The organism is Enterobacter sp. Ap-1006 (assembly GCF_011752835.1).
In the GTDB taxonomy this organism is placed as follows: domain Bacteria; phylum Pseudomonadota; class Gammaproteobacteria; order Enterobacterales; family Enterobacteriaceae; genus Cedecea.
In genome coordinates, this window is sequence record NZ_VWWU01000003.1 from 83198 (window position 1) to 102468 (window position 19271).

Consider the following 19271-nt stretch of genomic DNA (forward strand, 5'->3'; position numbering starts at 1 on the left):
ATAGAGTAGGCGTTTTGCTTTGCGCTGGCAACCGCAAAAATTGGCAGTCTTTCGCCTCTTTCCGCCGTGGCAAACAATGTAGTAATGTGTCAGGTTCACTTCATCGAAGAAGAAAATGAAAGCAAAAATACTGGTTAGTGCCTGCCTGATGGGCTTTCAGGTCCGCTATGATGGCCGCGAAAAATCACAAACTGGCGCCGCCCTCGCCCGACTGCAGGCCGAAGGCCGCCTGGTTATCCACTGTCCTGAACTCGCCGCCGGGCTGCCAACACCTCGCCTCCCCGCAGAGCTTAGTGGTGGCAGCGGTGAAGCCGCTTTACTCGGACATGCCGCCATTCTGGAAAGCGACGGCACAGACGTCACCGAACCTTATCTTCTTGCCGCCTGGCTCGCGCTTCAAACCGCCCGGGAGAATAACTGCCTGTTTGCTATTCTTACCGACGGCAGCCCGACCTGCGGCAGCCAGAAGATTTACGATGGCCACTTTGCAGGCAAAACAATCCCAGGCCTGGGCGTGGCCACGGCGCTGCTGCGTCAGCACGGTATCGAAGTGTTTGCCGACCACCAGATCCCGCAATTATTAAGCCGGCTTGAGGAAGTCGATAAGGAGCAGGCATGATCCGCTGTAAACGAGTCTATGCAGCCCCGTCTGAAGATGACGGCTACCGCGTGCTGGTGGACAGACTGTGGCCGAGAGGAATGAAAAAAAGCGACCTGCACTACGATGAATGGCCGAAGGAACTGGCGCCCTCGAACGAGCTACGCAAAGCCTTTCATGGCGACACTATCGACTTTGCCGCCTTCAGCGAGCGCTACAGGCAAGAGCTTAGGCAACATCAGGACGCAGCCCAGGCGCTTGCCCGACGTGGCGAACACGGCACGCTGACATTGCTGTATGGCGCAAAAGATACCGACCAGAACCATGCGCTGGTGCTGGCCGACTTTTTACGCCACTGCCGGGATCAATAGCTGAGGTGGAGTTCGTCTTCCTGTGGGGAAAAATCTTTGTCCAGCGGCATTAAATGCTCGGCACGCACGAAGGCGTAGCCCTGGCGGCCATCAAAAGCGATAACCTCGCCGGTCACCAGCCAAAGCGGATAGTTTGCCTCCGGCGGAAGCTGTGTTACCACGCCTGTCACCGGATTAACAAAGCGCTCCCCCGGCTGACACAGCCCGAACAGCTCTACCGCTTTACCAATATTCACCCGCCCGGCGGCGGTACGAGCGCCGATGATCATCGCCAGGCTGCCCGGTTTTAATTGAAACATTGCTGCTCCCCTCACTTTTTCGCCGCGAGATCAGAACATTCCTGGCGCAAAAAGTAAACGGCATGGCCACCCGTAACTAAGGTTTTTCTTAAATTATTTTGCGAGCCTGTCCGACAGCGCCGCCAGGAACAGCCTCAATGCAGCGGGCAGGTAGCTTCGGCTCCGGTAGATACCGTAGATCCCCATCGATCGCGGCGGATAAGCTTCAAGCACTTTGACCAGCTCCCCGCTCTCGAACCGCGGCTTCGCATCCTGAACTGGCAGCATCGCAATCCCCACGCCGTCCGCGACCGCGTCCATCAGCACCACGGAGTCATTGGCACTGAAGTTGCCGCTTACCTCCACGTTCAGCGGCTCACCGTTTTCATCCACCATTTGCCAGATGTTGCGCAGGAAATAGCTATATTGCAGGCAATTGTGGTGCGCGAGATCGCCCGGCGTGCGCGGCATCCCCCTTTGCTCAATGTAGGACGGCGAGGCATAAAGCCGGGAGTCACATTCCCCCAGGCGGCGGGCGATAATATTGGGATCGAGATCGTTGGTGATGCGAATAGCCAGATCGATACGCTCCTCAATCATATTCACCGCCTGGCTGCTGACGTGCAGCTCGACCCTCACGTCCGGGTAGTCGCGCAGGAAGTCAGACAAGAAAGGCACAATGTAATACCGGGCGCCAAACTGGGAACAGGCCACCCGCAGAGTCCCCGAAGGCAGATCCTGCTGCTTCTGCGCCGCAATACTTTCCGCCACCTCGTTGAGCGCCCGGGTTTGCTGCAGCACCCGCTCACCGGTCGGCGTCAGGGTCAGCTTGCGGGAGGAACGATGCAGCAGCCGTTCTCCCGCCCAGTGCTCCATTTGTTCCAAATAGCGGCTCACCATCGGCCGGGACATATTTAACGCCCGCGCCGCAGCGCTCAGGCTGCCCAGCTCGCAAATACGGGTATAGACTTTTGCAGCAATGATTCTGTCCATTCTTTCGCCCATCTGTTCGATTTATGAAACTTATCTTACCTGAATAAGGCCATTACGATTCACAAAATGCAATTTACACTGTTTCTCATTCCCAAACGGGCCCATTGATTCAGTTAATCAGGATAGAAAAAGATGAAGACACAGACCCTGGCCGCGGCCACCCTTTTGTTCTCCACCGCAAGCTTTGCCGCCCCGCTGACGCTGGACGTCTACAACCCGCAGGACAAAGGCGTCTTCCCGGTCACCTCTACGCTGATCAGCGGTCCAACGGAAGCCACGTTGGTCGATGCCCAGTTCAGCGTTAAAGACGGCGAGGCGCTGGTGAAAATGATTCAACACAGCGGCAAAAAGCTGACCCGCGTGCTTATCACCGCCGGTGACCCGGATTATTACTTTGGCCTGGAGCCCATTGTTAAAGCGTACCCGCAGGTAAAAATTGAAGCCACGCCGCTGGTCGTCGACCATATCAACCAAACTAAAGCAGAGAAGCTCAAATACTGGGGCCCAATCCTGAAAGATGGCGCGCCGAAAGAAGTCTTCGTGCCGCAGGTGACGCACGAGACAACCTTCACCGTCGACGGTGAAAAAATTGAGCTGCGCCAGCCCGCTTCTCACGCTGCATATCTGTGGATCCCGGCCAACAAAACCATTCTTGGCGGCGTAGGTGTCAGCTCCGGTATTCACGTCTGGACCGCCGATTCCCAGACAAAAGCTGCCCGTCAGGAATGGCGCGATGTGCTGGATGAAATGGCGGCCCTGAAGCCAAAACGCGTGATCCCGGGCCACTACATTGGTGAAGTCAAACCAGGCGCGGCCCCGGTGGTCTTTACCGGCGACTATTTAGCCGACTTTGAGCTGGCGCTGAAGAAAGGCAAAAGCGCCCCGGTCATTGCGGAAATGAAGCAAAAATATCCGGGCCTGGCCGATGAAAGCTCGCTGGAGATGAGCGCCAAAGTGAATACCGGCGAAATGAAGTGGTGATTCGCTAAACCTAAAAAGGGAGCCAAAGCTCCCTTTAATTGAATTCAAAAACTGAAAAGGGAGCCTGCGCTCCCTTTTTTATTATTTGAAGTCGACCTTCATCAGCTCGGGAATCGAATAATCCCGGGTGGTTTCCACGCAACGGCTGATGTAATCCACAAAACGCGGCGGCGGAGACATGCCTAAATCCAGCAGCTTCTCGTTAGAGAAACGCACGTTCAGCATAGAGAACTCCCCGTACAGACGCATCGCACGCAGCATTAAGCGCTCATTGCACGGCCCGTAAATGGATTTGAAGCTTCTGCGGCTTTTCACCAGTTCGCTGTAATCCACCTGCTCATAATTGGAGAAGATTGGCGTCTGGTTCAGCGCGCTGGACATCGCTTCATCGATGTCAGCAAAGCGGATGCTGCTCACGTCCCCGGCGGAGATGTGGTAGATCTTCTCTTTCAGAGAGTCGCTCTTCGCCAGCAGCAGCAGCGCTTCTGCGCAATAGTCCACCGGAATAACGTCGATTTTGTCATCCAGGGAACACATAAATTTCCCGAGCATCAGCACCATGCGGAAGACCCAGAAGATGCTGCTGGACGGGCGGCAGCCCTGCTCGCTGTGGCCCACCACGATGGATGGACGAGCGATAACCAGCGGCAGCTGCGGGAACTGCTCGGACATCATGCGTTCGATGGTGGACTTAGACCAGGTGTACTGCACCAGGTGCTCTTCTTCCGGCTTGCTCGACATGCTTTCCGTTACCAGCGTGCCCGCATCCGGTACACAGGACATTGCGGTGCCGACGTGCAGGAAACGCTGCAGGCCCTTAACCTGGGACATGCGGCGAGCAAACTGCAGCGTGCCTTCCACGTTAACTTTCCAGATCAGCGCATTCTCGCCAAACGATGCCACCGCGGCGCAGTTAATAACGTGCGTGACGCTGGACAGTCTTTCATCATCCAGAAAATGTTCAGGCTCGGCTAAGTCACCCAGTAATATATTTTCCGGGTTAATTTGTGCCAGCTGTGCTTCAGTACAGCCAAAATTAGCAAGGTTATTTCTGATTCTGGCCACGCCCTCCTGAGGAGAGTTCGCTCGTACCAATAGTAATACGGTATTGAAAGAAGATTCAGAGAGGGATCGGGCTAAAACCGCGCCGCCCAGGAAACCTGTCGCACCGGTAATCAAAAGTTGACTCATTATTATAACCTCAGGAGTGAAAACACGAGCATAGTAAAATGGCAAAAATAAACGTTTCCTCAATAAAGCGGATTACCTTTACATAATGCCCAGTACTTTCGTGTAACGGTTTGTACATCCTTGTTTTAAAAGAAAAATAAAAATAAAAAATTAATTTCAGGCGCAATTATTTTGACTATTTATTGATGTCGGTAATATTAAGAAAACCTTAATAAACGATAAACAGAACCGTTATTTCTGGGTAATCAGGAACTCTTTTTAATTTACAGGAAATAAAAAGCCCACAACAGTGGGCTGGAGGTGAGTTGCCAAAGCAGTCATTTTTTCTCGGGCGCAGGCGTCGCAGCAATGGCCCAACAGGTCAATCCCGGGTCTGAACCCAGAACGCGTGAATCAGGCCGGGGAAGTAGCCCAGCAGGGTGAGGAAGATATTGAGGATGAAGGCCCAGCCAAAACCTTTGCCGATAAGCACACCCAACGGTGGCAGGATAATTGTTAAAACAACTCGCCAAAACCCCATATAAACTCCTGATAAATTAGATTAGTCCATACTAAAAAAACACCTTGCCCTTAAAGCGTAGACGAATCTCAGAGGTTTGTTCAGAGTGATAATTCTGGAAAATTTAGTTTCATAACTCAATGTTGAAAAAAATATCATGCGGCACTTGCCAACCATAACAACTCAGGATAATTTCTTGCCTTCGGTAGCTTGATGAACCCTCATTCCGCTATCGAAATATGCCTATATTTCTCCTCCACTGGAGGGGCCGGAACCACTCAAAAAACGATCCGGTCGTTCACCAATTATATTAATGATGATAGCCTTATGGTGACCCGGCGTTTGCCGGGTTTTTTCGATTATATTCCTGCGAATAATGCAATCAATGCCAATGCCGCAGGCGCTGCCTGCACATAAAGTATTTTTTTACTGGCTGTTAAACCACCAAATAAACCAGCAACCAGAACGCAAATAAGGAAAAACAGTTTAAATTCATAGCCGCTGCTTGCCGCCAGAAGTCCATAAAGCAATCCCGCTGCTAAAAAACCGTTGTACAACCCCTGATTGGCTGCCAGAGTTTTCGACTGTTGAGCAAACTCAGAAGACAACCCAAAAGCCTTTCGCCCCGCCGGTTTATCCCAAAGCACCATTTCCAGCACCAGAATATAAAGGTGAATCACGGCCACCAGGCCGATAAGAATATTGGCAATCATAGGCAATTCCTGAAAGGGTTATTTTGTCGCCAGGCACCGGCTACACTTCATAGCCCAGCGCCTCGATCACGTGTTCCATCGCTTCGCTGGTCAGCGGGGAACGTTTGATTTTATGGTTAGCCAGCATGGTTCTGACCACCCCGGCAATCACGATATGTTTAGGTTCCTGCCCAAGATCGCGCATCTCCAGCACTACCTTACCCACCACGCGGCACATCTCCTGATACAACAGGTCATCTTTTGCTTTTTTATCCATCTCGCCTCCGGCTTATCTGTTTGATCTTACAGTAGCATTTAAGTCATGAATTTATAACCTGAGAGGAGAAAAACGGCTATGCTATCCACTGATAAATAATAAACCAGGATGCCAGAGATGAGATTATCAGGACTGATTTTGGTGACCGCGGCCGCACTTTCTTCCTCCGCGGTATTGGCTGTGGATGTCTCACAAATTTACGGCAAAATCCAAATTGTCGATTCGTTTCCAGACTATAAAGTGCAGGTTGTCGATGCTTTTGAAGACCTGGATGTTCAGAAAGTTGACGCCTTCGCAGATTCCCCAGGGCAATGGCAAATAGTCGATTCTTTCCCGGATTATAAAATTCAGATAGTGGATTCGTTCCCTGACTTCACCATTAAATATGTTGATGCTTTCCCAGGGCCACCGTAAATACGCGCGTAGTACTTGCCACAATCAAAAAAGGCGCCTCTCAGCGCCTTGATGTTAATCATCCCATTTAAACGTCACGCCAGCCCGGGCGGTACTGTTGCTGTTATCGCGATCGTATTTAGAATAAGGATCGGACAGCAGCTTTTGGTCACCTTTATCAAGCCTGCCGTACATATTTTGAGGTTTCTTTTCTTCGTTACTCACACACACATTCCCGTAGCAGCCCGGGTCTTGTTCCGCCTCGGTCCAGACGAGCTCCGAAGCAGGCTTATTCGCGGCATAAACGTGAGTGGTAAACAACATAGCGCAGATGATAAGTGTCTTATTCATAAACAATCCCTTTTATGATAATGATAATCAACTGCAATTTTAACATCTTCATGTCACTTGAAGACAATCAGTTTATAACTGAAGATTATTGGCCAAAGCAGTATAAAAATAGCGTACTATTAGACGGCCCTGAACACACGTTTACCCCAGGATCAGGACATCAACCGCCCTCTGCACCGCTACGTCATCCAGACCACTGGCATACAGCTTATGTATCATGTCGGCTATCGACTCCCGCGATAGCGCCTCTTTACGCGCCAGCAGTTGCACGACAGCCGCCCCGATAACCTGCAGCGTTTCAGGATGAAGCTCCTCGGAGACGTGCTTGTCCTTGTCCATACTCACTCCATAAATGAAATTCCCTGTCTTTCTAAACTAGCACAAGAGAACTCAGACAAAACTGGGATCTTTTCCTAATCCCCCGCCCTTTTGCGACGTCGGCAAATAACTCATTGATACAACTCTGTAACATTTCGCGGATTTTTTATGTCTGAATTTTACAAGAGGAAAAATGCCACCTAAATACTGGCCTGTTCAACATGCCCGGTAGCGATTATCATTAATAAATATAGGGGCACCCCAGGGGAAAGTATGCTGCACTTTGATGTCTTTGGTAGGCGTTTGGGCGTAAAGAAAGTCAGTGAACAATGGCTGCTTTATCGCGTTGATCCTAACGAGGGTAAATATTCCCGGATTTATGATGTGGTTATCCCGGCATGGCTAACGGAAGAAGAACTCCCCGCCTGGCTCGGAGATATTTACCATGAAGCGGCGAGTGAAAAACATCCGGATGTCCGTTTAATTAATGCCGGAGAATCGTCTTCAGGCAAGATTTAACCCTATAAAAATATCCAAATTCATAAGCAGAAGGATTAGCAAATATTAATCAGGCTCAGAGAAAATATAACGGGTTCAAAACTAAAGCGATTTGTATCGGAACCTGAATTAACGTTTATTCCCGGCCACAGATGATTCACCGCTCAAGTATGTTTAAGAGCAAATGCTGTTTTCATGATTAAATATACTGTTCATTTCATTGAAGACGCCGCCAGTTGCCTGCACACTGGCAGGCAACTGAACGCCAAAATCATGCCTGCGGGATATCTTCCAGGCAGAAATAGACAGCCAGCCCATGCTTGCGTGCAACCTCGATATCCATATCGGCCCCTTTAGAGTTTCCTTCAATGCGATAGATGGCATCACATTTTGCGATCAGCCTATGCGCAACCGGGTAAAACATAGATTCCGCAATTTCATCATCGATAGCTTTAGAACCTGCGGCCTTTGCCAGGGGCAGAGCCAGCCATTCGCCAATGACGGGAATGTGCCCCCGTTGGTATACCGTTAACGCGGCATTTTCCAGCCGGGCGAGATTGGCCTCGATAAGATCTTGTTTCCCGTCAGTACCGCTGCGGTAGGGGCCGGCGATAAGAATGAGTAGTTTCATGCTGAGAACCTCACAGAATACTTTTCAGAGCAACGTGATAAAGCAACATAATGGTTTTACCATCGACGATAAGGCCACTTTCAACGGCGCTAAGAGCGGCATCCATGGTCAGCTCTAGCACTTCGATATCTTCACCTTCAGCTTCTATTCCGCCGCCCGCGCCAGCCTTGTTATCAGCATCATATTCAGCGATGTAAAAATAGAGTTTCTCCGTTACCGAGCCAGGGCTCATGTAAGCCTCGAAAACCTTCTGTACGCTGGAAACGCGAAAGCCAGTTTCTTCTTCAACTTCCGCTTTTATGCGGTTTTCTGGGTCCATATTGTCGAGCAACCCAGCGGCAGTTTCGATCAGATAACCACCGTGGCCGTTCATAAAGACCGGAAAACGAAACTGACGCGTTAAGATAACGGTTTTCCTGTCACGGTTATAAAGCAGGATGGTAGCCCCATTGCCCCGATCGTAAACTTCGCGGCTTAGTCGCTGCCAGTCCCCGTTTCTGCGTTGAATATCAAAGGTATATTTTTTTAGCGAATACCAGTCATCGGACAAGATCCTGTCATTGACGATCCGTACTTCTGCACGTTTTGGTTGCATGTTTACTCCTGTTTACGTAGGATTTGCATCATAAACAGCATTATCGTGCCAATTCAAGATCAATCGTGCAGTAACATGTATGATCATGCACTCGAAAGGACTAGCCTATGCTCGCTAACCAACGTAAACAGCTCATTCTGGAGCAACTTCAGGCCGAAGGTCAGGTTCTCTCAAAAAATCTGAGTCGCCGATTTAGCATCTCAGAGGACACTATCCGGAGAGACCTGCGCGAGCTTGCCGCAGAAGGCCACTTACAACGCGTTCACGGCGGCGCGTTGCCTTCCTCCTCAGCGGTGGCCACTTTTTCCGAACGTAAATCATTAAAAACTAGTGCTAAAGTTAAGATTGCCAGAAAGGGAGCCGAACTGATTTCTGCAGGCCAGGTGGTGATGATTGACGGAGGAACGACTACATCAGAGCTTATTGCCTGCCTCCCCGATGACCTGCGCATCACGGTGGTAACCCACAGCCCCAGCGTCGCTTTAGGCCTGGTAGATAAACCCTTCATTGAAGTAATTTTGATTGGCGGCCGACTCTACAAGCACTCCATTGTCACCGTCGGGGCGGCGGCAATTGAAGGCATCAGCAACATTCACGCGGATATTTTCTTCATGGGCGCGACAGGCATTCACCCCGAAGCGGGGTTAACCACGGGGGATTACGAAGAAGCATGCATAAAACGTGCATTTTCCGGCAGAGCCGCAGAAACAGTTGTGCTCGCGTCACCGGAAAAGATTAACACCGCCTCATCGTTCGTTATTGGTGATATAGGGTTAATCAACACGGTCGTGATTGACAGTGAAACCGATGAAAGCTGGGTAAACAGTATGGAAACAAGAGGCATCACGGTTTTGAAAGCGTAATGCCTTTCCCTACGGGTTTGCGCTGGATGCAGTAAACCTACCCGCAGCATAAAACAAACTGCGGCTATGAGCCAGGAGCGAGCCTCTGTTACTCAGGATGTACGACTCAATTCCTGATGCATGAAATCAATCAGCGCTCTTATTTTACCGGGCAAATAGCGCCGATCGGAATAAAGGGCGAACAACTGTAATGGGGCTGCCGAGTGTTCGAACTCAATTTCGATTAACCGGCCATCGTCAATCCAGGGCTGGCAGGCCTGCTTCGCCAGAATGGCAAACCCGACACCTGCTACCGCCGCTCGCCCTGCCATCTCTCCGCTGTTGACCCGATAATGACCTTTCACCCTGATAATCTCGAATCCTCCCTTTTTATTGACGAACTGCCAGGGCGCGCCTTTCAGCGCACTGACCGTTGTAATACAGGGTAATTCTTCAAATTGCTGTATGCGATCGGGCGTACCATAGCGCTGAATGAGGGCCGGGGCCGCAACAACCGTACAAGGGATAGTCAACAGGTGGCGGGCAATGTAGTCACTGTCATCCAACTTGCCGCGGCTAACAATGATCGCTAAATCCAGATCGTCGCGCAGAGATTCAAACCCGGACAAATTTGTGACACAGCTGATTTCCAGGTCCGGGTGCCGGCAGGCGAAATCAGCAATAACAGACCCGAGCAATGCAGGCCCCAGTTCATTAGGAATACAAAGGCGCAATGGGCCTTTGAGTTGCATCTGCCGTAGCGTTAATTCTGTTTCTGTTTGCTCGATCGCCTCCACTAAGGGCTTCGCCCGGGTATAAAGCAGGTGCCCCGCCTGGGTGAGTTTCATATGCCGGGTGCTGCGCTCAATGAGCTGCAGATTCAGTTTTTCTTCTAACTGAGAGATACAGCGACTCACGTTGGATGTCGGCATCTCAAGCACTTTTGATGCCCCAACAAAACTTTCTTTTTCAACCACGGCAATGAACACTTTCAGGGTATTAAAATCAAGCGCCGGACGCATCAACTATCCCATAAATGATAATAATAAGTGCCATTTTTACCACCTAATTACCTGTATTGATAGCCGTTAAACTCAGGCATCTTTCACTCACAGGTGCCTGCTATGCCACCGGTTACACAGATATTTAACGATAAATCCCTTATGCGGATAGCGCTTACCCACTGATGAAATAGCGCCACAGAATATGAACATGTTGCTGGTGCTATGTGCCATTTCCGCATCAGGGTCCCCTATTTTCGTTATTATTCTGCAAAAGAAACTGGCTAAACGGACGATTCATGCTGAGCGCCTTCTTAGCGATTAGATTAGCGGCTGATTACGTGCGATGCGGACGGGCGTGAACCTGAGGGACTCCGCAATGTGAAACGCGGGCGTTCCTTCTCTAGAATGAATGTCTGCGCTTCCACTCATCAACGACATCACCCAAATTTTTGGGGAGATCATTTCGTATCCACGCTATAAATTCACGATCAAATCGAAAGCGCGGCCCGCACTCACCCATCATGAAGCGCCGAACGTTTTGTGTATTTTTGTAGTTTTTATCCACTACCGTCGAGCGTGTTAATACCGCACTGTGCCAGTCGATGTTCACTTGCTTACTCCTGTAATAAGCAACCGATAGTGGCGTTAAACTTAGCACATTGGCGCTGAAATACTGCGCCAGAGACGCACCGTGCCTCGTAAGAGGCGTCAACATCATTAACATCCACGGCATCTACATCTGTGGTGTCAGGTTTAACAAACCGACATTGCTCACTGCCCGTTGCATCTAATACCGTGGGCTGATCGCTGGATGTAATTTGACAGACGGAAATTGGCAATTTTATAATCGGCCCACTTTCACGTCTCTTTAGAGGTATTCGTCCAATGCGCAATTAATGCCCACCGTCATCTTTGACGGCCTTTATGCAGTTTCCTTCGGGGGCTGTTTTGGTGCATTAATTTCAGGGTTATCGCATGACGAATTCTATTCTTACGCTCGATCGCGTTTCTTTTGTATTGCCTGATGGCAAACGCCTTTTCTCAGATCTCACTGAACAATTTGACCACCGACATACTGCTCTGATCGGTAGAAATGGCGTGGGTAAAAGCCTGCTGGCTAAAATTCTTTCAGGCCAGGTGGCGCCGACTTCCGGCCAGTGTAGTTGCTCAGGTCGTGTCAAATATCTGGCGCAGCATCTGACCCCGCACCATTATCATAGCGTGGCGATGCTTGCGGGAGTCGACAGCCAGTTAGCCGCGCTAGATCGCATTGAAGCAGGTAGCACCGATCCGGCTGATTTTGACCTTGTGGGTGATAATTGGGACCTTCGCCAGCGGCTGCAGGCGCAGTTAGAGTCCGCGGGATTGGGTTACCTTTCGCCGGGTTCAGCGGTCAACCAGCTGAGTGGCGGAGAAGCCATGCGGGTAGCACTGACCGGCGCGATGCTATCTGAGGCAGATTTTCTTATCCTTGATGAGCCTACCAACCATCTGGATGCCGCCAGCCGACTGACGCTGATGCGGCAGTTGCAACAATGGCCCCGTGGTCTTTTGCTCATCAGTCATGACCGGAAGTTGCTGCAGCAGATGGAGCGAATGGTCGAACTATCGTCGCTCGGTTTACGCAGCTACGGCGGCAACTATGATTTTTACCAGCAAATGAAAGCGCAGGAGACTGCCTCCGCCACGCAAAACCTGGAACGCCTCAAAACCGAGCGTAAGCACGAAGAGCAGGTGCTGCGTGAACAACGCGAACGACTTGAAAAACGCGGATCCCGGGGTACCCGGCAGGGTAAGAATGCGAATCAGGCAAAAATATTGCTGGGCCGTCAAAAAGGCCGGAGTGAGACTTCAGCAGGAAAACGGATAAAGCAGCAAACCCAGGCGCGGGCGTTGCTCAGCCAGCAGGTGCAGCAAGCCATAATACAAATTGAGGTATCTACGCACATCGCCATGCACATCACCTCTACATTCGGGGCATTACCGCAGAAGGTCGCCACACTTGACGAGGTCGTTTTACCTTTTGTTCCTGCCTCTTTTCGCGAGATAACGCTGACCATTAACGGCGGGCAACGGATAGGTGTTGTCGGTTCCAACGGGTGCGGTAAATCAACATTATTAAAAACTTTAGCGGGTCTGTTGCCACCGGTGTCTGGTCACCGTGAGGTCTGGGCTAAAACGGCTTATCTTGACCAGCAGATGTCCATTCTGGATCGGCAAAAAACGGCACTTGAGCAACTTCTGGCGGTGAACTCTCAGGTGGGGGAATCCCAACTGCGTATGCAACTTGCCCAGCTTGGACTGGATGCATCTCGTGTGTCATTACCCTGCGGCGAACTTAGCGGCGGGGAACAACTTAAAGCTGCGCTGGCAATGCTAATTTATGCTGACTCGCCCGCCAGCTTTTTATTGCTCGATGAACCGAGTAATCATCTGGATATTGTATCCCTGCATACGCTGGAATCTTTCCTTAATCAGTATCAGGGTACCCTGATGGTGGTGTCACACGATGAGGTGTTTCTCAGCCAGATTGAGCTAACACACTGGCTGGTTGCGGGGGATAAGGGTTGGGAATTATCCCCCTGTTAGCAGGTTGAATGATCTTATGGCTCATGCAATTTCAAACAAGATGCAGTGAAATACCGATTCAGGCCGCATAAGCAGAAGTGAGCAATATCTGCTTCTGGCACTTGGCGGAAGAGCTGATAAAGCTGAAGGTCCGGTGTGAGCGAAATATAGTCATTGACTACCGAATCTCTTTCCGGCGAAACGCGCTACTAAATAGCTAGCGCGTGCGCAATGGCACGCTAGTGCTGATATACGTCAGGAGTAAAGCGTGATGTAAATTTTTCTGATGAATTTTCAGAATGTATCATCCAGGCTTACCGATGGCAGTGTTGTTTCGGATCAAAAAGGTGTGAAATATAAACAGCAGTGCTGATGTTTAAATAATTATCAAGTCTGGCATGATGAGAGCGAAACTTAACTTATGCGAGGATCGCAAGTATGCTGAATCTTATCGTTGTCGGAAACCCCAACTACTACACTTTTTTTTCTGAACCCAGCGGCCATGACTCTTTCCCAGTGTCACGACTCTTCGAATCCACGCCAGAGTCTCTCAGAAGCAGATTGCTTCCCCTGACTGAAAAAACCTATCATTTTCTTCAGGAACTGCCCGTTGTATTTATGTCCGAGCCGGAAATTGAATTCGATGAAGATAATGAAAAAATAGGTTATTTCAGCCACATCCGCTTAGGAAAAATCAGCAAGATAAGTACGTCCGTGTATAACAGAGAAAAAGTTTTAGCGTTTGATTATGAAATTACCAGTGATATCGGCTACAAGCCCTTAACCAGCGATAAAGAGTACGTAAGTGAGCTGGAGTTGGGTAGTTTCGGACTAAACAGAACGTTCTGGGCGGTCAAAGAGATTGCCGTAAATGAGATTCTGCGTGTTTTAGGCCTTGAAGGCTATTCTAATGTTGAGCCCGCAGCAGCGAGTGCGGAAGCACCGGAGAATAATGAAGAACTAGAGATCATTGCGGATATCAATCAATACTTGCAGGTGATACTCGATCATACACAGGGAAACGATGAAGAGGTATTTTACCGCGGTCACTCGGACATCAGCTACCAACTGGAACCCTCACTGTTCCGCAAGGATACTCAGGGTAACTATCGCTACCGCCATCACGAATCGGACATGATAACAGAGCTGCTGACCGTGCAGCCCGCCGAGTTCAAAGACGATCGGTATATGCTAGATAAACTCGTGCGCATGCAACACTATGGCCTACCCACACGCCTGCTTGATGTATCAACAAACCCCTTGATCGCACTATATTTTGCCTGTTCTAAAATCAAGCACGATGAAAATAATCATGAAATTGACGGGAACGTCATTATTCTGACGACGCCCAAAAGTGAAATTAAGTTTTTCGACTCGGATACCGTAAGTTGCATAGCCAATCTTTCCCGTCTTCCCTCTCGCTTCAAAAGCAGCCTGAAAACTAATCTCACCATTCCGGCGTTTAACGAATCTGAAGAGTGCGGACAACTACTACACCTGATCCGCGATGAAAAGTCCTATTTCAAAAGCATCATCGATCCGGCCCATCTAAGTAAAATTGTTGTGGTCAAAGGTCGGCTCAGTAACGCACGTATTTCGTCCCAATCAGGCGCTTTCCTGCTCTTTGGTGAAAACGTAGACCTACCGGAAACGGGACTCAGTACGCTGAACATCAAAAAGCTTGTTATTAGAAACAAAGAGCATCTGATGCAGCAACTGAGCCGCCTTGGCATTAACGAAAGCACGGTGTACCCCGGTATTGAGAAGGCGGCTACGGAAATTGCAAAACTATACGATGGACGAATCTGATAGCGCTCTAGTCGCACGGCACGGCTGTGTGCCAGCATGGACCCATAGCCGCTTTAATCGCCGTGCAGAATGCAGTTTTCAGGTAACTTCAGAGAAACAAGTGATCTCATTTCGTTGTATTTATTAGCTGCGGAGTCATTAATGGAAAGAATCAAGAGGAATCCCGAACGATTTGAACCCTTTGAGCTTTTTTCCTCGTTGGGCCAGATCTATAATTACGATATTAAAAACCCCGAGCACCAAGATGACTTTATACAAAAGGTCACCACGTCATTAATCGCTTCCCATCAGAATCCAATTCTGCTGAACGGGAAAAGAATAGAAAACCTATTTAAACACGTTTGCGCCGCACTGAACCACTGCCAGTTTCTTAAACAGGAAGACGCCGGAGACATGATGTCAGCCGATCCCGATCTGGTGGCACCTGACTACCGCATTATACTGAAGGATCGCCGTCAGATCTTTGTGGAAGTAAAAAACTTTAACGCGGATGACGTGACTGACGATTATCGCCTGAAGAAATCGTACAGTGATAAGGTTGAAAATTACGGTGAGCTCCATGGTATTCCAGTTTATTACGCCATCTACATCAGGATGCTGCGCCGGTGGGCGCTGGTTGCACGCTCCTCAATGAAGGAGCTAGAGCGTGAACATATCTTGACGCCGGCCTCGGCGCTCGCAAAAAGTGAGATGTACCTGCTGGGCGACCTATCGATAGCAACAGAGCCCGATCTGGTTTTTGAGCTTATCCCCGACCGGACCAAAGAAGTTTCAGTTAGTCCCGAGGGCATCGCCCATTTTACAATTGGCGGGATTAAAATTTACTGCAATGACAGAGAAGTAACGGATAAATTTGAAATGAACACGGCGTTTCATCTGATGCGCTACGGAGAGTGGCTCTGCCCCGGTTCGGAGGCAATATTCACTGATGGTCAGCTTGAGAGCATCCGATACACATTTTCCCCGGAAGACGACGAAAATTACAAAAGACAGGGTTTCGACTTTATAGGCACGCTGAGTTCGCTGGTCACGTCGGCTTTTAACGAGCAGACTGTGCACGACAGCCAAGTCAGGTCAGTTGACACCCGGCAGAATGTCAGACTTTTCACGGTAACCATCCCTGATGATTACAAAGGGGGAGGCCTGCCTCTGTGGCGTTTCTCAATGCAGCCAAACTATGAATTTACCGATTAAGAGTAATAGTGAGACATTTAATCGGGATAAGTCGCTCGCTAATTCGTTGCTACTTCAACAACTTATAAATGAGAAGACCTAGCCTAATAACCTCACAATCAACTTCATTGCGGATCCCCAAAGATAGACGGGCATAGGCGGCTTTTTATCACCTAAGCGTAAGCGCAACATAAATGATCGGGTCAATGGAATGACCTGTTCCCCGTTGAACAACACAGATGGTTGTTAGCCACTTCCGCACTTGGCATGACTTGTCCCACCGTTTGATACGTTACTATCTTAGTAATGTCCGCTTCTGGCACGAAGCTATCGTAGGTTAGGCTCAAGGACAGCTTTGAGCGAAGAGCGGACGTTGAAATAGTCTGTCGCATTTATTTATCTTTGATAAATAATGAATCAATCAATTTCAAACATTTTGATGAAGTACCCGGCGCATATACACCGGCAAAGAATATACGATAAAAATATGGAATTTTAGCATTGTAATATACATATCTATAATCACCAATATTCCAAAAATACTCGCCAGCACTACATTCTTCCGTTTGCCCTAAAATCTCCTGTAATAAAATTAATAATGACTGTTTATTTTCATCCTCATCTACACGTTCACCATTATATGAGTTTTCTATACTGTATTTGCTTACCAGTATAGATGTGATAATATCAGGAAAGTTATCTAATCCCGTAGAATATATAATATCTTCAATGCCGCCAGTTTCAACTTTAACGGTAATAGCATCACCTTGAGGATCAATATCTAGCATGTCTTTATTATATTTCTTTGTGACATCACTAAGTCTCATCCCTGGCAAAATACTTGAGAAACCCATAGGTAGTGGCTGCCCATGCTGAAAAGTGGATAAAGTTGAAAGTGTTAATAACCGATTTTTATAATCATTATTTTCAGCAGCAAGGCTCTCATTGTTTAAATGTAAGGCACTAAAGTTCTTTTGTTGCTTATCAATTGTATTTTTTAGTGAATCAATCTCCTTCTTATGAAATTTATTTTGCTCAATTATTTTTGCGTTTAATTCACTAATTGTATTCTCATTTTGTTTCTGATACAGAGGGATAACATATGTAAAAGCAATAGTTGCGGCAGCCAAAAAACCAGCCGCACAAGACGACGTTACTATAAAAAAATTTGAATCTCTCTGTAAGCACACCCGTTTTAGTTCCACGCACTTTTTGAGATTTCCGGGTTTTCAGCCATCAGCCGGTACTCTTCTGGCGTCAGGTTATTCAGGGATTCATGGGGCCGCTCACTGTTATATTCAGCCAGCCATCGCTCAGTGATTTCCCGAGCTTCATTCAGGGTCCTGAAGAGATAAAAATCCAGGATTTCTGTCCGGTACGTTCGGTTAAACCGTTCGATAAAGGCATTCTGCGTCGGTTTACCCGGCCTGATAAACTCCAGCATCACCCCGTGTTCTTCCGCCCATTGTGCCAGCGCCAGCGACACCAGTTCTGGCCCGTTATCCATTCGCATCTTCAGTGGATATCCGCGGTTTGCTACTATCCTGTCCAGTACCCGGACTACACGCTGGGCCGGGATATTCAGGTCAATTTCTATCGCCAGCGCTTCCCGGTTAAAATCGTCCACCACATTGAAGGTACGGAAGCGTCTGCCACACACCAGCGCGTCGTGCATAAAATCGATGGACCAGCTCTGATTAAGTGCCTCAGGGCTTGCCAGTGGCGCAGGGTTTCGTACCGGCAGACGCTGCTTGCCTTTGCGGCGAAAATTCAGCTTCAGTACGCAGTAAATCCGGTGAACACGCTTATGATTCCAGGCGTTACCCTGCCTGCGCAGCACCTGAAACAGCTTCTTAAAACCGTATCGCGGATAGCGTTCTGCCAGTTCAGTCAACGCAAGGATCACCGGTTCATCACGCCGGGTATCGGGCTGATAAAAATACACCGTCCTGCTCAGCGATAATGTCCTGCACGCCTGGCGGATGCTCATGGCAAACTGTGCCGTCAGATAGCTGACGAGCTCCCGCTTTATCGCTGGTTTTAAAGCTTTTTTTCGATAACGTCTTTCAGTGCCCGACATTCAAGGCTGAGATCGGCAAACATCTGCTTCAGACGACGATTTTCGTCCTCAAGGTCTTTAATTTTTTTGATATCAGCAGCTTCCATCCCGCCATATTTCGCCTTCCAGTTGTAGTAGCTGGCTTCGGAAATAGCGGCCTCACGACACACATCTTTGACGGTCCTGCCCGCTTCGACGGACTTCAGGACGGCGATAATCTGGTGCTCGGTGAATCGGATCTTACGCATAGCGATCTCCTCAGGGGACATAATCAGTATGTCGGAAGATCTCTAAAAGTGAATGGGCCGTTTTGCAGGGATACTTACATCTCCAGTTAGACACGTTCACCCGCTCCTGAAATGAATAAATTGGTAGCTAATGGTCGCTATATTGCGTAAATAAACTCTCAGAGTAAAGGGCATACGTAAGCAACGGCATAACCATTTATATCCTATAGCATCCGAATGCTAGCAACTTCTGCTTCTGGCACAGGGCTGCTGTTGCAGCCCTGACAACCTTAGACTTCAATCGATTCTGAGATCTCTAACGCATCATCTACTTCAATGCCCAGATAACGGACTGTGCTTTCCAGCTTCTTATGGCCCAACAGAAGTTGGATCACCCGAAGATTCTTGGTTTTCTTGTAGATCAGGTAAGGTTTTGTTCTTCTCATGGAATGAGTGCTGTAAAGCGAATCTTCGAGACCAAGCTTTTCTACCCACCCATGAAAGATCCGGTTGTATTGACGTGTTGATATGTGCTGGTTAGTTCCGACCCGAGACCGGAACAAGAAGTCTTTACTGTGCAAATTGCCAAGCTTTATCAATGCAGCAACAGCTTCTCTTGTCCCTTTGGTTATCTCAAATTGCACAGGGCTACCGGTTTTCTGTTGCAGCACCGTAGCTCTGCTTGAAACCGAGTTACCATATGCCACATCAGATACTTTGAGTTTGACCAGATCACAGCCTCGAAGCTTACTGTCCAGGGCCATATTGAACAGAGCTAAATCGCGCGTTTTACCTTCCAGTTCAAGCCGGATTCGGATCCCCCAGATATGCGATATCTGAAGTGGTCTTTTTTGGCCGATGATACGGTCTTTGTTCCACGGTGACGTGTTCATACTCAAATCTCCTGCAATGTGGGAGATTTG

24 protein-coding genes and 1 pseudogene are annotated in these 19271 nt (G+C 48.9%); 10 read left to right on the forward strand and 15 right to left on the reverse strand.

From position 1 onward, the window contains the following. Window positions 1-115: 115 nt before the first annotated feature. Complete coding sequence (locus F3J28_RS08590; RefSeq protein ID WP_166875000.1) at window positions 116-619, forward strand: 2-thiouracil desulfurase family protein; 504 nt, start codon at window positions 116-118, stop codon at window positions 617-619. Next, window positions 616-969 carry a DUF488 domain-containing protein gene (locus tag F3J28_RS08595; RefSeq protein WP_166875002.1) on the forward strand — a complete coding sequence of 118 codons (354 nt, stop codon included), beginning with the start codon at window positions 616-618 and terminating at the stop codon, window positions 967-969. The genes F3J28_RS08590 and F3J28_RS08595 overlap by 4 nt, the downstream gene beginning before the upstream one ends. Here F3J28_RS08595 and F3J28_RS08600 read toward each other — a convergent pair. Both F3J28_RS08600 and F3J28_RS08605 read right to left on the reverse strand, forming a co-directional pair. Next, window positions 963-1268: a hypothetical protein gene (locus F3J28_RS08600; protein ID WP_008456716.1), complete on the reverse strand. Its 306-nt coding sequence runs from the start codon at window positions 1266-1268 to the stop codon at window positions 963-965. The two genes, F3J28_RS08595 and F3J28_RS08600, sit on opposite strands and share 7 nt — an antisense overlap. A gap of 93 nt (window positions 1269-1361) precedes the next feature. After that, entirely contained in the window at window positions 1362-2240 is an 879-nt protein-coding gene (locus F3J28_RS08605) for a LysR family transcriptional regulator (protein WP_008456717.1), read from the reverse strand. Between the two features lie 132 nt (window positions 2241-2372). Here F3J28_RS08605 and F3J28_RS08610 point away from each other — a divergent pair, with 132 nt between their 5' ends. Next, the gene (locus F3J28_RS08610) at window positions 2373-3221 is read left to right on the forward strand and encodes a Vmh family MBL fold metallo-hydrolase (RefSeq protein WP_008456719.1); all 849 of its coding nucleotides are present in this window, start codon (window positions 2373-2375) and stop codon (window positions 3219-3221) included. Between the two features lie 81 nt (window positions 3222-3302). Here the strand turns inward: F3J28_RS08610 and F3J28_RS08615 are convergent, their stop codons facing one another. From F3J28_RS08615 to fumD, 4 genes are all read right to left on the reverse strand, one after another. After that, window positions 3303-4412, reverse strand: a complete 1110-nt coding sequence (locus tag F3J28_RS08615; RefSeq protein ID WP_008456721.1) for an SDR family oxidoreductase — start codon at window positions 4410-4412, stop codon at window positions 3303-3305. 361 nt (window positions 4413-4773) lie between these two features. Further along, complete coding sequence (locus F3J28_RS08620) at window positions 4774-4932, reverse strand: YqaE/Pmp3 family membrane protein (protein WP_166875005.1); 159 nt, start codon at window positions 4930-4932, stop codon at window positions 4774-4776. A 338-nt stretch (window positions 4933-5270) separates the two neighbouring features. Then, window positions 5271-5624: a DUF1304 domain-containing protein gene (locus F3J28_RS08625; protein ID WP_008456723.1), complete on the reverse strand. Its 354-nt coding sequence runs from the start codon at window positions 5622-5624 to the stop codon at window positions 5271-5273. A 40-nt stretch (window positions 5625-5664) separates the two neighbouring features. After that, window positions 5665-5880, reverse strand: coding sequence for a fumarate hydratase FumD (gene fumD / locus F3J28_RS08630; RefSeq protein WP_039302094.1), 216 nt, complete (start codon window positions 5878-5880; stop codon window positions 5665-5667). Between the two features lie 117 nt (window positions 5881-5997). On the opposite strand from fumD, the gene F3J28_RS08635 reads away from it, so the two are divergent. Then, the gene (locus F3J28_RS08635; RefSeq protein ID WP_205247150.1) at window positions 5998-6294 is read left to right on the forward strand and encodes a 7(1) septoil knot domain-containing protein; all 297 of its coding nucleotides are present in this window, start codon (window positions 5998-6000) and stop codon (window positions 6292-6294) included. 54 nt (window positions 6295-6348) lie between these two features. Here F3J28_RS08635 and F3J28_RS08640 read toward each other — a convergent pair whose 3' ends face one another. Both F3J28_RS08640 and F3J28_RS08645 read right to left on the reverse strand, forming a co-directional pair. After that, on the reverse strand, window positions 6349-6624 hold the full coding sequence (locus tag F3J28_RS08640; RefSeq protein ID WP_166875011.1) for a hypothetical protein: 276 nt from the start codon (window positions 6622-6624) through the stop codon (window positions 6349-6351). A 141-nt stretch (window positions 6625-6765) separates the two neighbouring features. After that, the gene (locus F3J28_RS08645; protein WP_008456727.1) at window positions 6766-6963 is read right to left on the reverse strand and encodes a hypothetical protein; all 198 of its coding nucleotides are present in this window, start codon (window positions 6961-6963) and stop codon (window positions 6766-6768) included. Window positions 6964-7215: 252 nt separating this feature from the next. Between F3J28_RS08645 and F3J28_RS08650 the strand changes: the two genes are divergently transcribed. Next, window positions 7216-7461 carry a DUF7661 family protein gene (locus F3J28_RS08650; RefSeq protein WP_166875014.1) on the forward strand — a complete coding sequence of 82 codons (246 nt, stop codon included), beginning with the start codon at window positions 7216-7218 and terminating at the stop codon, window positions 7459-7461. Between the two features lie 250 nt (window positions 7462-7711). On the opposite strand, the gene F3J28_RS08655 is transcribed toward F3J28_RS08650, so the two are convergent. Further along, complete coding sequence (locus tag F3J28_RS08655) at window positions 7712-8071, reverse strand: DUF4406 domain-containing protein (protein ID WP_166875017.1); 360 nt, start codon at window positions 8069-8071, stop codon at window positions 7712-7714. Window positions 8072-8081: 10 nt separating this feature from the next. Further along, entirely contained in the window at window positions 8082-8666 is a 585-nt protein-coding gene (locus tag F3J28_RS08660; RefSeq protein WP_166875019.1) for an NUDIX hydrolase, read from the reverse strand. 107 nt (window positions 8667-8773) lie between these two features. Here F3J28_RS08660 and F3J28_RS08665 point away from each other — a divergent pair, with 107 nt between their 5' ends. Continuing rightward, complete coding sequence (locus F3J28_RS08665; RefSeq protein WP_166875021.1) at window positions 8774-9529, forward strand: DeoR/GlpR family DNA-binding transcription regulator; 756 nt, start codon at window positions 8774-8776, stop codon at window positions 9527-9529. 92 nt (window positions 9530-9621) lie between these two features. Here F3J28_RS08665 and F3J28_RS08670 read toward each other — a convergent pair whose 3' ends face one another. Beyond that, window positions 9622-10530 (reverse strand): LysR family transcriptional regulator, encoded by a 909-nt coding sequence (locus F3J28_RS08670; protein WP_166875024.1) that lies wholly within the window; start codon window positions 10528-10530, stop codon window positions 9622-9624. Between the two features lie 154 nt (window positions 10531-10684). On the opposite strand from F3J28_RS08670, the pseudogene F3J28_RS22475 reads away from it, so the two are divergent. Further along, window positions 10685-10834, forward strand: a pseudogene (locus tag F3J28_RS22475) (MFS transporter); the annotation flags it as partial. A 78-nt stretch (window positions 10835-10912) separates the two neighbouring features. Here the strand turns inward: F3J28_RS22475 and F3J28_RS08680 are convergent. Further along, window positions 10913-11122: a DUF6434 domain-containing protein gene (locus tag F3J28_RS08680; RefSeq protein ID WP_166875028.1), complete on the reverse strand. Its 210-nt coding sequence runs from the start codon at window positions 11120-11122 to the stop codon at window positions 10913-10915. Between the two features lie 365 nt (window positions 11123-11487). Between F3J28_RS08680 and F3J28_RS08685 the strand changes: the two genes are divergently transcribed. From F3J28_RS08685 to F3J28_RS08695, 3 genes are all read left to right on the forward strand, one after another. After that, the gene (locus F3J28_RS08685) at window positions 11488-13101 is read left to right on the forward strand and encodes an ABC-F family ATP-binding cassette domain-containing protein (RefSeq protein WP_166875031.1); all 1614 of its coding nucleotides are present in this window, start codon (window positions 11488-11490) and stop codon (window positions 13099-13101) included. Between the two features lie 417 nt (window positions 13102-13518). Further along, entirely contained in the window at window positions 13519-14889 is a 1371-nt protein-coding gene (locus F3J28_RS08690) for an FRG domain-containing protein (protein WP_046449093.1), read from the forward strand. Window positions 14890-15030: 141 nt separating this feature from the next. Beyond that, window positions 15031-16083 (forward strand): hypothetical protein, encoded by a 1053-nt coding sequence (locus F3J28_RS08695; RefSeq protein ID WP_286178064.1) that lies wholly within the window; start codon window positions 15031-15033, stop codon window positions 16081-16083. A 371-nt stretch (window positions 16084-16454) separates the two neighbouring features. On the opposite strand, the gene F3J28_RS08700 is transcribed toward F3J28_RS08695, so the two are convergent. The 3 genes from F3J28_RS08700 to F3J28_RS08710 form a co-directional block, all read right to left on the reverse strand. Further along, entirely contained in the window at window positions 16455-17192 is a 738-nt protein-coding gene (locus F3J28_RS08700; RefSeq protein WP_166875034.1) for a hypothetical protein, read from the reverse strand. 65 nt (window positions 17193-17257) lie between these two features. Then, window positions 17258-18369, reverse strand: a protein-coding gene (locus F3J28_RS08705; protein WP_166875037.1) for an IS3 family transposase whose coding sequence is annotated in 2 segments (ribosomal slippage) — window positions 17258-18108 and window positions 18108-18369 — 1113 coding nt in all. Because the reading frame shifts where the segments join, the coding sequence is not laid out codon by codon here. 269 nt (window positions 18370-18638) lie between these two features. Beyond that, on the reverse strand, window positions 18639-19241 hold the full coding sequence (locus F3J28_RS08710; protein ID WP_166875040.1) for a site-specific integrase: 603 nt from the start codon (window positions 19239-19241) through the stop codon (window positions 18639-18641). Window positions 19242-19271 lie beyond the last annotated feature (30 nt).